Here is a 14849-nt window from a genome sequence, read left to right as displayed (position 1 = left end):
CACGCCGCGTTCGGCGGCTACAAGAAGTCCGGCGTCGGTCGCGAGACGCACAAGATGATGCTCGACCACTACCAGCAGACCAAGAACCTGCTGGTGAGCTACGACATCAACCCGCTGGGCTTCTTCTGAGCGGTCCTCAGCCGCCGCGGATCGCTCCGACCCGCGGCCTTTCCGCCAAGGCACCTGCGGGTGCGCTCGTCCCGCGTCCCGACGCGGCTTTCCCCATGGCGGGTTCTGGCGCGACGCGGCCCTGGCCGCGTCTTTTTTTTCGCCTCGCCGCCGCCCCTGCATGGACTAGGCTTCTGCCCTGCACCAGGGCGAACCAGGGGGGCGCAACGGCGTTCTCCCGGCGAACCTTGGGCGGGACAGGCAGTCCCTACCAAATCAGGGGGAAAACTCCTTCGAAAGTCTCATTCGGAGCGAGCCCCGCTGATGTTTAACTCGACCTGCCGGAATCGCCCGGCCCCACCAGAGAGGATCGACCCCATGTGGACCAAGCCCAGCTTCACCGACCTGCGTCTCGGTTTCGAAGTGACCCTCTACTTCGCCAACCGCTGATCCGTTCGGCCCCGGTCTTCCGGGGCCTCCCTCCAGCCCGCGGGGCAGACCCATGCACATCCGTATTCTCGGTTCGGCCGCCGGCGGCGGCTTCCCCCAGTGGAACTGCAACTGCCGCAACTGTCGCGGGGTCCGCGACGGCAGCGTAGCGGCCCAGCCACGCACGCAATCCTCCATCGCCCTGTCCGACGACGGCGAGCGCTGGATCCTCTGCAACGCCTCGCCCGACATCCGTGCCCAGATCGCCGCCTTCCCGGCCCTCCAGCCGGCGCGTCGGCCGCGCGATACGGCGATCGGCGCGATCGTCCTGCTCGACAGCCAGATCGACCACACCACCGGCCTGCTCAGCCTGCGCGAAGGCTGCCCGCACGAAGTCTGGTGCACGCAGATGGTCCACCAGGACCTCAGCGAAGGCTTCCCGCTGTTCCCCATGCTTTCCCACTGGAACGGCGGCCTGCGCCACCGGCCGATCGCCCTCGATGGCGAGCCTTTCGCCATTCCGGCCTGTCCGCGCCTGCGCTTCACCGCGATCCCCCTGCGCAGCAGCGCGCCGCCGTATTCCCCGCATCGCGGCGACCCCCATCCGGGCGACAACATCGGCCTGTTCGTCGAGGACCTCGATAGCGCCGGTACCCTGTTCTATGCGCCGGGCCTCGGCGAGGTGGACGAGGCGCTGCTCGAATGGATGCGCCGCGCCGACTGCCTGCTGGTGGACGGTACGCTCTGGCGCGATGACGAGATGCTGGTCTGCGAGGTCGGCGACAAGCTCGGCCGGCAGATGGGGCACCTGGCGCAGAGCGGGCCGGGCGGCATGCTCGAGGTGCTGGCGAAGGTGCCGGCCGCGCGCAAGGTGCTCATCCACATCAACAACACCAATCCCATCCTCGACACCGCTTCGGCCGAACGCGCCGAACTGGATGCCAGCGGCATCGAAGTGGCCTGGGATGGCATGCACATCCAGCTGTAGGGGGCCAACATGAGCCGTGCCGCCATGGATCGCGCCGAATTCGAACGGGCGCTGCGCGACAAGGGACGCTACTACCATATCCACCATCCGTTCCATGTCGCGATGTACGAGGGCCGTGCCAGTCGCGAACAGATCCAGGGCTGGGTGGCGAACCGTTTCTACTACCAGGTCAACATCCCGCTGAAGGACGCGGCGATCCTGGCCAACTGTCCCGACCGCGAGGTCCGCCGCGAGTGGATCCAGCGTATCCTCGACCACGACGGCGCCCCCGGCGAGGCGGGCGGCATCGAGGCCTGGCTGCGTCTGGCGGAAGCGGTGGGCCTGGAGCGCGAGCAGGTGCTGTCCGAGGAGCGGGTGCTGCCCGGCGTGCGCTTCGCCGTCGACGCCTACGTCAACTTCGCCCGTCGCGCCAGTTGGCAGGAGGCGGCGAGCAGTTCGCTGACCGAACTCTTCGCCCCGCAGATCCACCAGTCGCGGCTGGACAGCTGGCCGCGCCACTATCCGTGGATCGAGGCGGCCGGCTACGAGTATTTCCGCAGTCGCCTGGCCCAGGCCCGGCGCGACGTCGAGCACGGCCTGCGGATCACCCTGGAGCACTATCGGACCCGCGAGGCACAGGAACGCATGCTGGATATCCTGCAATTCAAGCTGGACGTGTTGTGGAGCATGCTCGACGCGATGAGCATGGCCTACGAACTCGAACGCCCGCCGTACCACACGGTGACCCGCGAGCGGGTCTGGCATCGGGGGCTGGCATCATGAGCCTGCCGTCGCTCGACAGCGTGCCGATGCTGCGCCGGGGCTTCCGCTTCCAGTTCGAACCGGCCCAGGACTGCCATGTGCTGCTCTACCCCGAAGGCATGGTCAAGCTCAACGACAGCGCCGGGGAAATCCTCAAGCTGGTCGATGGCCGCCGCGACGTGGCGGCCATCGTCGCGGCGCTGCGCGAGCGTTTCCCCGAAGTCCCCGGCATAGACGAAGACATCCTGGCGTTCCTCGAGGTGGCCCATGCGCAATTCTGGATCGAGCTGCAGTGAAAGCGTGGGGCCGCCGCTCTGGCTGCTGGCCGAGCTGACCTATCGCTGTCCGTTGCAGTGCCCGTACTGCTCGAACCCGCTGGAATTCGCCCGCGAGGGCGCCGAGCTGAGTACCGCGGAATGGATCGAGGTGTTCCGCCAGGCCCGCGAGCTGGGCGCCGCACAGCTCGGTTTCTCCGGCGGCGAGCCGCTGCTGCGCCAGGACCTCGCCGAACTGATCGAGGCAGGGCGCGGCCTGGGCTTCTACACCAACCTGATCACCTCCGGCATCGGCCTCGACGAGGCACGCCTGGCGCGCTTCGCCGAGGCCGGGCTGGACCACGTGCAGATCAGCTTCCAGGCCGCCGACGAAGAAGTGAACAACCTGCTCGCCGGCTCACGCAAGGCCTTCGCCCAGAAACTGGCGATGGCCCGCGCGGTGAAGGCGCACGGCTATCCGATGGTGCTCAACTTCGTCACCCACCGGCACAACATCGACAACATCGAGCGGATCATCCAGCTGTGCATCGAGCTGGAAGCCGATTACGTCGAACTCGCCACTTGCCAGTTCTACGGCTGGGCCGCGCTGAACCGTGCCGGGCTGCTGCCGACCCGCGCCCAACTGGAGCGCGCCGAGCGGATCACCGCCGAATACCGCCAGCGGCTGGCCGCCGAAGGCAACCCGTGCAAGCTGATCTTCGTCACCCCCGACTACTACGAGGAACGGCCGAAGGCCTGCATGGGCGGCTGGGCCAGCGTATTCCTCGACATCACCCCCGACGGCACCGCGCTGCCGTGTCACAGCGCGCGGCAATTGCCGGTGCAGTTTCCCAACGTGCGCGAGCACAGCCTGCGCCACATCTGGTACGAATCGTTCGGCTTCAACCGTTACCGCGGCGACGCCTGGATGCCCGAACCCTGCCGTTCCTGCGAGGAGAAGGAGAGGGACCACGGCGGCTGCCGCTGCCAGGCGTTCCTCCTCACCGGCGATGCCGACGCCACCGACCCGGTCTGCGCCAAGTCGGCACGGCACGACCTGATCCTCGCGGCCCGTCGCCAGGCCGAGGAGGCGCCGCTTGGCCTGGACGCGCTGACCTGGCGCAACCAGCGCGCGTCACGCCTGATCTGCAAGGCCTGAGGCAATGGTCGACTACGGCGACTGGCCGAGCGACTGGAGCGCCGAGCGCGCGGTGGCCGCCGGGCGCGATTTCAGCGAGCTGAAGGCGGCCCATGGCGGGCTGGCCTGGGTGGAATTCGATCCGGCCAGTGCGCGCTCGCGCCTGTACCTGTGGCGCGACGGCGTGCTGGAGGAGCCCACCGCGCCGGACGGCTCGGTGCGCAGCCGGGTCTACGAGTACGGCGGCGGCGCCTGCTGCGTGACGCTCGACGGGCTGGCCTGGGTCGACGAAACCGACCAGCAGGTACGCCGCTGGCGAGCGGGCCGCGCAGCCCAAGTGCTGGGCGGCGGGGCGCAGTGTCGCTACGGCGACCTGGCCTACGTCGATGCCTGGGATGCCCTGCTGGCGGTGGAAGAGAGCCATGGGCCGACCGGGGTCGTGCATCGCATCGTGCGCCTGGACGCCGATGGCGCGCGCCGGGTGCTGGTCGAGGGTGCCGATTTCTACGCCGCGCCGCGTGCCGCCGGCCAGGGGCGGCGGCTGGCCTGGATCGAATGGGACCGTCCGCACCAGCCCTGGACCGAGACCCGCCTGGGCCTGGCGGAGAATGGGCGTACGCGCTGCCTGGCCGGAGCCGGAGGCGGCGAGTCGATCCAGCAACCACGCTTCGATCCCGCCGGCCGCCTTCACTGGCTGAGCGACCGCGACGGCTGGTGGCGTCCCTGCGCCGAGGTAGCGTTGGCCGGCCGCTTCGCCGATGCCGACCACGCTGGCGCGCCCTGGCAATTGGGCGCTTGCAGCTACCTGCCGCTGGGAGAGGGAAGGCTGCTGCTCAGTCGCGTCGAGGCCGGCGGCGGGCAACTGTTCCTGCGCGAAGCGGACGGCAGCGAGCGGCGCCTGGCCGCGGACTGGAACCGGTTCGCCGGACTGGCCGCGGATGCCCGGGCGTTCTACTGCATCGCGGCGGCGGCCGGGCGCCTGCCGGCGCTGCTGGCGATCCATCGCGACGAGCTGCGTGTCGAGGTGCTGCGTGGCGGCGAGCGACCGCTGGCGGAGGACGACCTGTCGCATCCGCAGGCCTTCGTCTATGGGCTGGGCAACGGCGAAAACGGCCACGGTTTCTTCTATCCGCCGCGCAATGCCCGCCGCCGCGTCGATCCCCGACGACCACCGCCGCTGCTGGTGTGGCTGCATGGCGGACCGACCTCGATGCATTCGCCGGCGTTCGATGCCGGCCTGCAGTTCTGGACCCAGCGCGGTTTCGCCGTGGCCGCGCTGAACTACCGGGGCAGCAGCGGCTACGGCCGCGCCTATCGGCAGCGCTTGCGCGGCCAGTGGGGGCGCCTGGAGTTGCGCGATATCGAGGCCGCGCTGGCGCAGCTGGACGCGGAGGGACGGATCGACCGCGCCCGGGTCTTCGTCCGTGGCGCCAGCGCCGGAGGCTACAGCGCGTTGCGCGCCCTGGCTTGCCTCGATGGCCTGCGCGGCGGCGCCAGTCTCTATGGGGTCAGCGATCCGTTGGCACTGGCGCGTTGCACCCACAAGTTCGAGGGTGACTACCTCGACTGGCTGATTGGCGACCCGCTGCGCCAGCGCCGTCGCTACCTGGTGCGCAGCCCGGTGCTTCAGGTCGGGCGTATCCGCGCGCCGGTAGTGTTCTTCCAGGGCGGGCTCGACGCGGTGGTGGTGCCGGAGCAGACCGAGGCGATGGTCGCCGGCCTGCGGCGCAGCGGCGTGCGCGTGGAGTGCCACCGCTATCCGCAGGAGCGCCACGGTTTCCGCCAGCCGGCCAATCGCGCCCATGCGCTGCTGGCGGAATGGCGCTTCTACCTGGGCCTGCTGGAGGATTGAAAGGGCCGCCAAGGTCGCATTGCAATAACCGACGAATGCAGTAGGCTGCCGGCAATGTCCGATAACAATAAGAATGGTCTGTCAGATGAGCCACGACCTCAGCCAACTGCGTAAATTCGTCTCGCCCGAGATCATCTTCGGCGCCGGCTGCCGGCACAGCGTCGCCAACTACGTGAAGACCTTCGGTGCGCGCAAGGTCCTGCTGGTCTCCGACCCCGGCGTGCTCGCCGCCGGCTGGGTCGCCGACATCCAGGCAAGCCTGGAGGGGCAGGGCATCGACTACTGCCTGTATACCGACGTTTCGCCCAACCCCCGGGTCGACGAGGTGATGCTCGGCGCCGAGTTCTATCGCAGCGAGGGCTGCAATGTGATCGTCGCGGTGGGCGGCGGCAGCCCGATGGATTGCGCCAAGGGCATCGGCATCGTCGCCGCCCATGGCCGCAGCATCCTCGAGTTCGAAGGCGTCGACCGGCTGCGGGTGCCGAGTCCGCCGCTGATCCTGATCCCGACCACCGCCGGGACTTCGGCGGACGTCTCGCAGTTCGTGATCATTTCCAACCAGGACGAGCGCATGAAGTTCTCCGTGGTGAGCAAGGCGGTTGTGCCTGACGTCTCGCTGATCGACCCGGAAACCACGTTGACCATGGATCCCTTCCTTTCGGCCTGTACCGGCATCGATGCACTGGTACACGCCATCGAGGCGTTCGTCTCCACCGGCCACGGGCCGCTGACCGATCCCCACGCGCTGGAAGCGATGCGCCTGATCGATGGCAATCTGGTACAGATGATCGCCAATCCCGGCGACATCGCCCTGCGCGAGAAGATCATGCTCGGGAGCATGCAGGCCGGGCTGGCCTTCTCCAACGCCATCCTCGGCGCGGTGCATGCCATGTCGCACAGCCTCGGCGGCTATCTCGACCTGCCCCACGGCCTGTGCAACGCGGCGCTGGTCGAACACGTGGTGGCGTTCAACTACAGCGCCGCGCCGGAACGCTTCAAGGTGATCGCCGAGACCTTCGGCATCGATTGCCGCGGTCTGACCCAGGGGCAGGTCCGCCAGCGCCTGGTGGACCACCTGATCGCCTTCAAGCACGCCGTGGGTTTCCACGAGAGCCTCGCCCTGCACGGGGTCGGCAGCTCCGACATTCCTTTCCTCTCGCGCCACGCGATGCAGGACCCGTGCATCCTTACCAACCCGCGCGAGTCGAGCCAGCGCGATGTCGAGGTGGTCTATGGCGAGGCCCTCTGAGCAGCAGCAGGAGGCCCTGGCCGGGTTACTCGGCCTGGGCAGCCACTCCGCGCGCAAGAGCCACTACCCGGAGCTGCTGGCGCGCCTGGAGGAGCTGGAGGCCGAGCGCAACCGCTACAAATGGCTGTTCGAGCACGCGGTGCACGGCATCTTCCAGGCCAGCCTCGGCCAGGGGCTGCGCGCCGCCAATCCGGCGCTGGCGCAGATGCTCGGCTACGACGATCCGCAACAGGTGCTCTGGTCGCTGGAGGACATGGCCGGGCAACTGTTCGTCGGCGGCGAGGCCGAGATGCGACGGATCCGCGCGCTGCTGCGCGAGCGCGGCGGCCTGTTCGGCTACGAGACGCGCCTCTGGCGCAGGGACGGCAGTCACATCGAGGTATTGATGAACCTGCTGCTCAGGCACGACGAGGAAGAATTGGTCGAAGGTTTCGTCGCCGACATCACCGAGCGGGTCCAGGCCCAGCAGCGCCTGCAGACCATGAACGAGGAGCTGGAGCGGCGGGTAGCCGAGCGCACCCACGAGCTGGAAGAGCTCAACCGCCAGTTGCGCCAGGCGCGCGACGCCGCCGAAGCCGCCAACCACAGCAAGGACAAGTACCTCGCCGCCGCCAGCCACGACCTGCTGCAACCGCTCAACGCGGCGCGGCTGCTGGTCGACACCCTGCGCGAACGGGGCCTGCCGGCCGCCGAACTGCAACTGGTGGAGCGCACCCACCTGGCCCTGGAAGGCGCCGAGACCTTGCTCACCGACCTGCTGGAAATCGCCCGGCTCGACCAGAGCGCGATCCGTCCGGACCTGGACGACTATTCCCTCGACGAACTGCTCGCTCCGCTGGCCTCGGAGTTCGAGGAAGTCGCGCGTGCCGCCGGCCTGGCCCTGCGTGCGCGGATCCCGCGACTAGCAGTGCGCACCGACGCGCGCCTGCTGTCGCGGATCCTGCGCAACTTGCTCAGCAACGCCTGCCGCTACACCGAGCGCGGCAGCGTGCTGCTGGGGGCGCGCCGGCGTGGCGGCAAGGTACGCCTGGAGGTGTGGGACACTGGCCGGGGCATCCCCGCCGACCAGTTGCAGGCGATCTTCCTCGAGTTCAACCAACTGGACGCCGGGCGCGCTTCCGAGCGCCGTGGCGTCGGACTCGGGCTGGCCATCGTCGACCGTATCGCCGGCATCCTCGGCTACCGCATCGAGGTGCATTCGACTCCAGGCCGAGGCTCGCTGTTCGCCATCGAGGTGCCGCTGGTCCGCAAGCCGGCGCGGCCAGCACCCGGCGAGGCGATTGCGCGGGTTTCGGCTGGTGATCCGCTGCCGGGACGGCGGCTGCTGGTGGTGGACAACGAGACCGAGATTCTCTTCAGCATGTCCGCGCTGCTCGGCCAGTGGGGCTGCGAGGTGCTTACCGCCACCGACCTGGAAGGCGCGCGCAAGGCGCTCGATGGCCGCGCGCCGGATGCGATCCTGGTCGACTACCACCTGGACCACGGCGCTACCGGTTGCCAGTTGCTGGGCGCCTTGCGCGAGGACTACGGCGCGGAGATCGCCGCGGTGATGATCACCGCCGACCGCAGCGACGATTGCCGCCGCGCGCTGGCCCGCCTGGGCGTGCCGCTGCTCAACAAGCCGCTGAAGCCCGGCAAGCTGCGCGCGGCCCTGAGCGCCTTGCTCGGGGAGCTCTAGAACGCGTACCGCCGCCTGGGACGGTGCACGCCCTAGCCGGGCCGGCGGCTGCGCCGGTGCAGTGCGACGGCCAGGGCCAGCCCGCCGAGCGAGGCCAGGCAGGCGAAGAGGAACATCGAGCGGAAGCCGAACAGGTTGGCTACGAAGCCCACCAGGGGCCCGGTGATGCCCAGCGACAGGTCGACGAACAGCGAGTAGGCGCCCAGCGCCGCGCCACGGTTGGAAGCCGGTACCAGGTTCACCGCTTCCACGCCGAACGCCGGGAACACCAGGGAGAAGCCGAAGCCGGTGAGGGCCGCGCCGGCCAGGCCGACCCAGGGATTCGGCGCGCTCCACAGCAGCAGCAGGCCGAGGCTTTCGACGCCGAGGCAGATGATCGCCACGCGGAAGCCGCCGAGCCGGTTGATGCTATTGGCGAACAACAGCCGGGCGCCGATGAAGCAACCGCCGAAGGCACTCAGGCAGAGCACTGCGTTGGCCCAGCCACGGCTGGCGTAGTAAAGGGTGATGAAGGTGGCGATGGTGCCGAAGCCGATCGCCCCCAGCGCCAGGCCCATACCGTGCGGGGTGACCCGGCCGAGCACATGGTGGAACGGCAGTCGCTCGCCGTGCACCAGCGGCGCCGGCAACTTCGGCCAGGCCAGGGCGAAGCCGAGCGCCCCGAGCAGGACGATGGACGCGCCCATGCTCCACAGCCCCAGCCAGTGCACCAGCAGCACCCCTAGCGGCGCCCCGAGGGCGATGGCGCCATAGCTGGCGATGCCGTTCCAGGAAATCACCTTGGCGGTGTGCGGCGCGCCGACCCGGCCGATGCCCCAGCCGATCGCCGCCGAGCCGACCAGGCTTTCCGCCGCGCCGAGTACCAGGCGGCCGACCAGCAGGCTGGCCAGGCTCAGCGCCGGCCAGCCCTGGATCGCCACCGAGAGCAGCATGAACAGCCCGCTCGCGGCGCTGCCGGCCATGCCGTAGAGCACTGCGCGCTTCGGCCCGAGGCCGTCGATGACGCGCCCGGCGTAGGGTCGGGCGAGCAGGGTGGCGAGGTACTGCAGGCTGATCACCAGGCCGGCCAGCACCGAGCCGTAGCCGAGGTCGTCGTGCACGTAGCCGGGCAGCACCGCCAGCGGGATGCCGATGGTCAGGTAGCCGATGAAGGTGAACATCACCACCGAGACGATCTGCAGGGTGACGTTTTGCCGGGCGCTGTCCTGCGCCGGCGGGGTGGGGCGGATATCGACGGACATGTGGGAAACGCGGTCGCAGTGGGTTGTCGCGGTCCGCCATGATGACCGTTGCGGATGACGAATGAAAGCAGGCTAACGGATTCGCCGGGCTATCGGCGACGCGCGGTGCCCGGCGCTAGCGCGTTCAGAGACGCTGGAAGAGACCCGGGTAATCGATCACCAGGCCCTGTTCGTCCACCAGCAGTACCGCTTTGAACGCGCTGCCTTCGAGGTTCTCGTAGAGGTAGTGGCTGGCGTCCAGGCGGGTGTAGGCCTGGCGCATGCTACGCGGCTCCAGGGCCGGGGCCTCGATGTAGAGCGCGCGGATTTCCGCGCGCTGGCCATCGGCCAGGCCCAGGCGGCGGATCGGGAAAGTGTTGGTGAAGGGGCTTGGCCAAATATCGATGTCCAGGCAACCGTCGAATGCCGGTAGCGCTTCGCCGTCGCCGTCCTGCCAGTGGCCGCGGCCATCGGCGAGCAGGTGCAGCTTGCGCACCCCGGTTTCGCTTTCGACGTGGAACACTGCCTCACGCAGATGCCAGTCGGCGTCCCAGCGCAGCCGGTAGTCCAATTGGTAGGGCAGGCCGCTGCGTTCGTCCGGCGCGCGCAACTGGCTTTCCGCCTGGTCGTCCTCCAGGCGCAGGGCCTCCCAGCTGGACGACGGCGAGCGCCACAGGCCGGCCCAGGTGTACAGACGGTCGCGACTCATGCGTCGAGTACCAGGCCGAGGCGCTGGCGCCTGGGCAGGCGCGCCACCACCAACTGATGGGAACGGACCAGGGCCTCGCGCAACTCCGCCGCCTTCATCGGGTAGGGGCGGGCCATGACGATCCAGTGCGCGCGCGCCAGGTAGGGCGCCGGACGGATGCCGGGGCGGTCGACATAGCCGAGGAACAGCTCGCTGCCGACCTTGAAGGCCAGGCCGCCGTCCTTGTCGACGAAGTCGAGGATGGCGAACATCTTGTTGTCGGCCACCGAGAACACCCGGTTCGAACCCCACTTGAGGTCTTCCCGGGCGCCGGGCAGTTGCAGGCAGAAGGCGGCGATCTGGTCGGCGGTCATGGACGCTCCGGTGGCGGTTCAGTCGCGGAAATACACTTCCAGGAGATGGTAGCCGAACTGGCTCTTCAGCGGACCCTGGAGCACGCCCACGGGTTTCCTGAAGATGGCATTGTCGATGGACCTGACCATCTGCCCCGGGCGCACCTCGCCGAGGTCGCCGCCGCGCTTGCCGGACGGGCAGGTCGAATGCTTCTTCGCCAGCGTGGCGAAGTCCTCGCCCTTGGCCAGGCGCTGCTTCAGTTGCGCGGCCTCGGCTTCGGTCTTGACCAGGATGTGGCGGGCCATGGCGACGGGCATGGAATTACCTTTTGCGGTAGGACGGAACGCGCATTCTAGCCCAGGCTCGCCGCGGCTTCAGTCGCGCAGTTCGGCGAGGTCGCGATAAAGCTCCAGCGCCTGCGGGTTGGCCAGGGCGTCGGTGTTCTTCACCGGGCGGCCGTGGATCACGTTGCGCACCGCAAGCTCGACGATCTTGCCGCTCAGGGTGCGCGGGATATCGGCGACCTGGATGATCTTCGCCGGTACGTGGCGCGGCGTGGCGTTGGCGCGGATGGTCTGGCGGATGCGTTCGCGCAGCGGCTCGTCGAGTCGCACGCCGTCGCGCAGGCGGACGAACAGCAGCACACGCACATCGCCCTGCCAGTCCTGGCCGATGGCGATGGACTCGAGGACTTCCTCGACCTTTTCCACCTGGCGGTAGATTTCCGCGGTGCCGATGCGCACGCCGCCGGGATTGAGCACCGCGTCGGAGCGGCCGTGGATGACCAGCCCGCCGTGGACGGTTTCCTCGGCGTAGTCGCCATGGGCCCAGACGCCGGGAAAGCTGGCGAAGTAGGCGTCGTGGAACCTGGTGCCATCCGGGTCGTTCCAGAAGCCCAGCGGGATCGACGGGAAATGCCGGGTGCAGACCAGCTCGCCCTTGCCGCTGGCGAGGCGGCGGCCGTCGTCGTCCCAGATTTCCACGGCCATGCCCAGCGCCTTGCATTGCAGTTCGCCGCGCCACACCGGCAGCACCGGGTTGCCGATGGCGAAGCAGGAAACGATGTCGGTGCCGCCGGAGATCGACGACAGGCAGAGGTCGCTCTTCAGCTCGCGGTAGACGTAGTCGAAGCTTTCGTGGGCCAGCGGCGAACCGGTGGAGAGCAGTGTCCTCAGGCTGTCCAGGCGGTGGCTGTGGCGCGGGCGCACGCCGGCCTTCTCGAGCGCCGCCAGGTACTTGGCGCTGGCGCCGAACACGGCGATGTCCTCGGCGTCGATGAGGTCCAGCAGGCGCTCGGGGCCGGGGTGGAACGGCGAGCCGTCGTAGAGCACCAGGCTGGCGCCCACCGCCAGACCGGAGGCCAGCCAGTTCCACATCATCCAGCCGCAGGTGGTGTAGTAGAACAGCCGGTCGCCGTCGCCCAGGTCGGTGTGCAGGCCGTGCTCCTTGAGATGTTGCAGGAGCACGCCGCCGGTGGCATGGACGATGCATTTGGGGACTCCGGTGGTGCCCGACGAATAGAGGATGTACAGCGGCTGCTCGAAGGGCACCGGGGTGAAGACCGGCTCGCCCTCGGCCTGGTAGAACCCGTCCCACAGCGCGACCTGCGCCTGGCAGCGGTAGTCCTGCGGCTGCGCCTGCGGACGGTCGTAGGGCACCACCAGCAGTTGCTCCAGGCCGGGCAGGCCGGCGAGCACCTCGTTGAGCTTGGCGGTCAGGTCCAGCGACTTGCCGGCGTAGCGGTAGCCGGCGCAGGCGATCAGCACGCGCGGTTCGATCTGGCCGAAGCGGTCGATTACGCCCTGGGTACCGAAGTCCGGCGAGCAGCTCGACCAGGTCGCGCCGAGGCTGGCGGTGGCGAGCATGCCGACCACGGTCTGCCAGGTGTTCGGCATCAGCGCGGCGACCCGGTCGCCGGGGCCTATGCCCAGGGCGGCGAGGCGCTTCTGCAGGCCCGCCACGTGACGGGCCAGTTCGGCGTGGCTGAGCACCTCGCGGCGACCGTCTTCGCTCACCGCGATCAGCGCCGGGGCATCATCGCGGCGGCGCAGCAGGTGTTCGGCGAAATTCAGCGTGGCGCCGGGGAACCAGCGCGCCGAGGGCATCTGCGCGCCTTCCTCGAGGACCGCACGCGGCGGTTGCTGGAAGCGCACCTCGAAGAAGTCGACGATGGCCTGCCAGAACGCCTCGCGCCGCTGCACGCTCCAGGCATGCAGCGCCGGGTAGTCGACCAGGCCGAGGGCGTGCCGCTGGTTGACGAAGCGTCGGAAGGCCTCCATGCGACTGGCGGCGATGCGTTCGGCGGAAGGGCTCCAGAGCGGTGCGGGCATGGCGTGTCCGTCCTTGTTGTTGTTCCGGGACATGCAGGAAGCATAACCGGACCCGCCGCTGCCTGCCTCACTCCGTGGACTGGTCCTGCGGCAGCGCCAGCGAGCGCCAGTCGGTGCCATGCAGCAGCACGTCGCTGAGAGCCTGGGCGGCGGTGGACAGCTTGTGCTCGCTCAGCCGCAGCAGGCCGACCCGTCGCTGCACCTGCGGCGCGTAGAGCGGCAGGCAGCGCGCGCCGAGTTCCTGCATCTGCTGGATGCACAGGGTCGGCACGGCGCTGACACCCAGTCCCTGGGCGACCATCCGCCCGACCGTGACCAGTTGGTGGCTCTCGAACGCCACCGGCAAGCGGCCGTGCTCGGCGGCCACGCTTTCTTCCAGGAGCAGGCGCACCGCCGAGGGGCGTTGCAGGGTAATGAAGGGCTCGCTGAGCAGTTCGCGCCAACTGACCCGCTCCTGCCCGGACAGCGGCGAGCCGGCCGGCACCACGGCGACGAAGCGGTCGCTGTAGAACGGGGTGAACTCGAGGTTTTCCAGGGACTCCGGCTCGAAGGCGATGCCCAGCTCGACGCGTCGGTTGCGGACCATCTCCAGCACCTGCTCGTTGATCACGTCGTGCACCGCCACGTTGACCCGCGGGTGGCGTTCGCGAAAGGTCTTCAAGACCAGCGGCAGCAGGTTGCCGGCGAAGGAGGGCATGGCGGCGATGGAGACCTTGCCCAGTTGCAGGGTGAAGTGCTGGCGCAGCAATTCCTCGGTATTGTCCCAGTCGGCCAGCAGGCGCAGCGCCAGCGGCAGCAGGGTCTCGCCCTCGGGGGTGAGGCTGACGCTGCGGGTGGTACGTTCCAGCAGCGGACCGCCGAGGCTTTCCTCCAGGCTCTTGATCGCCAGGCTCAGGGCCGGCTGGGAGAGGTGCAGGCGTTCGCCGGCCTGGGCGAAGCTGAGGCTCTGCGCCACGGCGAGGAAGGCGCGCAACTGCTTGACGGTCATTTATTTGTTTTTCTCATCAATGGATTGGAAAAACAAACTTAACAAATCAGTCCGCAGCGGAGAAGCTCTGTGCGACCCGGCAGTCAGACTGCCGCACGCACAATCACAAGAGCCGGAAGAGGCACAGCAGCATGAGCGGACTCGACAAGCGAGTAGGCAGTTACGAAGAGGCCCTCGAAGGCCTGACCGACGGCATGACCGTCCTCGCCGGGGGCTTCGGCCTCTGCGGGATTCCCGAGAACCTGATCGCGGAAATCCGCCGGCGCGGGGTCAGAGACCTCACGGTGGTCTCGAACAACTGCGGCGTCGACGGTTTCGGCCTCGGCGTGCTGCTGGAAGACCGGCAGATCCGCAAGATGATCGCCTCCTATGTCGGCGAGAACGCCCTGTTCGAGCAACAACTGCTCAGTGGCGAGCTGGAAGTCGAACTGACCCCGCAAGGCTCGCTGGCCGAGAAGATCCGCGCCGGCGGCGCCGGCATCCCGGCCTTCTTCACCGCCACCGGCTACGGCACCCCGGTCGCCGAGGGCAAGGAGGCGCGCGAGTTCAATGGCCGCCACTACATCCTCGAACCGGCCATCACCGGCGACTTCGCCATCGTCAAGGGCTGGAAGGCCGACCATTTCGGCAACGTCGTCTATCGCCACACCGCGCAGAACTTCAACCCGCTGGTCGCCACCGCCGGGCGCATCACGGTGGTCGAGGTGGAGGAGATCGTCGAGCCCGGCGAACTGGACCCGACGCAGATCCACACCCCCGGCATCTACGTCGACCGGATCATCCAGGGTCGCTTCGAGAAACGCATCGAGAAACGCACGCTGCGCGCCTGACG

General features: G+C 68.7%; 16 protein-coding genes. 10 read left to right on the top strand and 6 right to left on the bottom strand.

The window, feature by feature from the left end:
* The 9 genes from LJF27_RS24535 to LJF27_RS24495 all read left to right on the top strand — a co-directional run.
* The coding region (locus tag LJF27_RS24535) for an aldehyde dehydrogenase family protein (protein ID WP_073664670.1) at positions 1–129 on the top strand (129 nt) is incomplete at its 5' end.
* A 357-nt stretch (positions 130–486) separates the two neighbouring features.
* Entirely contained in the window at positions 487–558 is a 72-nt protein-coding gene (gene pqqA, locus LJF27_RS24530; protein WP_003106462.1) for a pyrroloquinoline quinone precursor peptide PqqA, read from the top strand.
* Between the two features lie 52 nt (positions 559–610).
* Positions 611–1525, top strand: a complete 915-nt coding sequence (gene pqqB / locus LJF27_RS24525) for a pyrroloquinoline quinone biosynthesis protein PqqB (RefSeq protein WP_003106464.1) — start codon at positions 611–613, stop codon at positions 1523–1525.
* Positions 1526–1534: 9 nt separating this feature from the next.
* A complete protein-coding gene (pqqC, locus tag LJF27_RS24520; protein ID WP_003111679.1) occupies positions 1535–2287 on the top strand; it encodes a pyrroloquinoline-quinone synthase PqqC in 753 nt (250 codons plus the stop codon).
* Entirely contained in the window at positions 2284–2562 is a 279-nt protein-coding gene (gene pqqD / locus LJF27_RS24515; protein ID WP_003088542.1) for a pyrroloquinoline quinone biosynthesis peptide chaperone PqqD, read from the top strand. The genes pqqC and pqqD overlap by 4 nt, the downstream gene beginning before the upstream one ends.
* Entirely contained in the window at positions 2534–3679 is a 1146-nt protein-coding gene (gene pqqE / locus LJF27_RS24510; RefSeq protein ID WP_003119136.1) for a pyrroloquinoline quinone biosynthesis protein PqqE, read from the top strand. The genes pqqD and pqqE overlap by 29 nt, the downstream gene beginning before the upstream one ends.
* A 4-nt stretch (positions 3680–3683) precedes the next feature.
* Positions 3684–5510, top strand: coding sequence for an alpha/beta hydrolase family protein (locus tag LJF27_RS24505; RefSeq protein WP_003121719.1), 1827 nt, complete (start codon positions 3684–3686; stop codon positions 5508–5510).
* A gap of 85 nt (positions 5511–5595) precedes the next feature.
* Positions 5596–6759, top strand: a complete 1164-nt coding sequence (gene ercA / locus LJF27_RS24500; protein WP_003088548.1) for an alcohol dehydrogenase-like regulatory protein ErcA — start codon at positions 5596–5598, stop codon at positions 6757–6759.
* The gene (locus tag LJF27_RS24495) at positions 6743–8437 is read left to right on the top strand and encodes a NahK/ErcS family hybrid sensor histidine kinase/response regulator (protein WP_003106469.1); all 1695 of its coding nucleotides are present in this window, start codon (positions 6743–6745) and stop codon (positions 8435–8437) included. The genes ercA and LJF27_RS24495 overlap by 17 nt, the downstream gene beginning before the upstream one ends.
* A 32-nt stretch (positions 8438–8469) precedes the next feature.
* On the opposite strand, the gene LJF27_RS24490 is transcribed toward LJF27_RS24495, so the two are convergent.
* The 6 genes from LJF27_RS24490 to LJF27_RS24465 form a co-directional block, all read right to left on the bottom strand.
* A complete protein-coding gene (locus tag LJF27_RS24490) occupies positions 8470–9678 on the bottom strand; it encodes an MFS transporter (protein ID WP_003450410.1) in 1209 nt (402 codons plus the stop codon).
* A gap of 124 nt (positions 9679–9802) precedes the next feature.
* Positions 9803–10366 (bottom strand): putative glycolipid-binding domain-containing protein, encoded by a 564-nt coding sequence (locus tag LJF27_RS24485; RefSeq protein WP_003088555.1) that lies wholly within the window; start codon positions 10364–10366, stop codon positions 9803–9805.
* A complete protein-coding gene (locus LJF27_RS24480; protein ID WP_003450413.1) occupies positions 10363–10719 on the bottom strand; it encodes an MmcQ/YjbR family DNA-binding protein in 357 nt (118 codons plus the stop codon). The genes LJF27_RS24485 and LJF27_RS24480 overlap by 4 nt, the downstream gene beginning before the upstream one ends.
* Before the next feature lie 18 nt (positions 10720–10737).
* The gene (locus LJF27_RS24475; protein ID WP_003088559.1) at positions 10738–11016 is read right to left on the bottom strand and encodes a peptidylprolyl isomerase; all 279 of its coding nucleotides are present in this window, start codon (positions 11014–11016) and stop codon (positions 10738–10740) included.
* A gap of 57 nt (positions 11017–11073) precedes the next feature.
* Entirely contained in the window at positions 11074–13029 is a 1956-nt protein-coding gene (locus LJF27_RS24470) for an acetoacetate--CoA ligase (RefSeq protein ID WP_003450416.1), read from the bottom strand.
* A 67-nt stretch (positions 13030–13096) separates the two neighbouring features.
* Positions 13097–14017, bottom strand: a complete 921-nt coding sequence (locus LJF27_RS24465; RefSeq protein WP_003450419.1) for a LysR family transcriptional regulator — start codon at positions 14015–14017, stop codon at positions 13097–13099.
* A gap of 131 nt (positions 14018–14148) precedes the next feature.
* Here LJF27_RS24465 and LJF27_RS24460 point away from each other — a divergent pair, with 131 nt between their 5' ends.
* The gene (locus tag LJF27_RS24460) at positions 14149–14847 is read left to right on the top strand and encodes a CoA transferase subunit A (RefSeq protein WP_003088566.1); all 699 of its coding nucleotides are present in this window, start codon (positions 14149–14151) and stop codon (positions 14845–14847) included.
* The last annotated feature ends 2 nt before the right edge of the window (positions 14848–14849 follow it).

The organism is Pseudomonas sp. 203-8 (assembly GCF_020708595.1).
Lineage (GTDB): Bacteria > Pseudomonadota > Gammaproteobacteria > Pseudomonadales > Pseudomonadaceae > Pseudomonas > Pseudomonas aeruginosa.
This window is presented reverse-complemented; position numbering and strand designations above follow the sequence as displayed.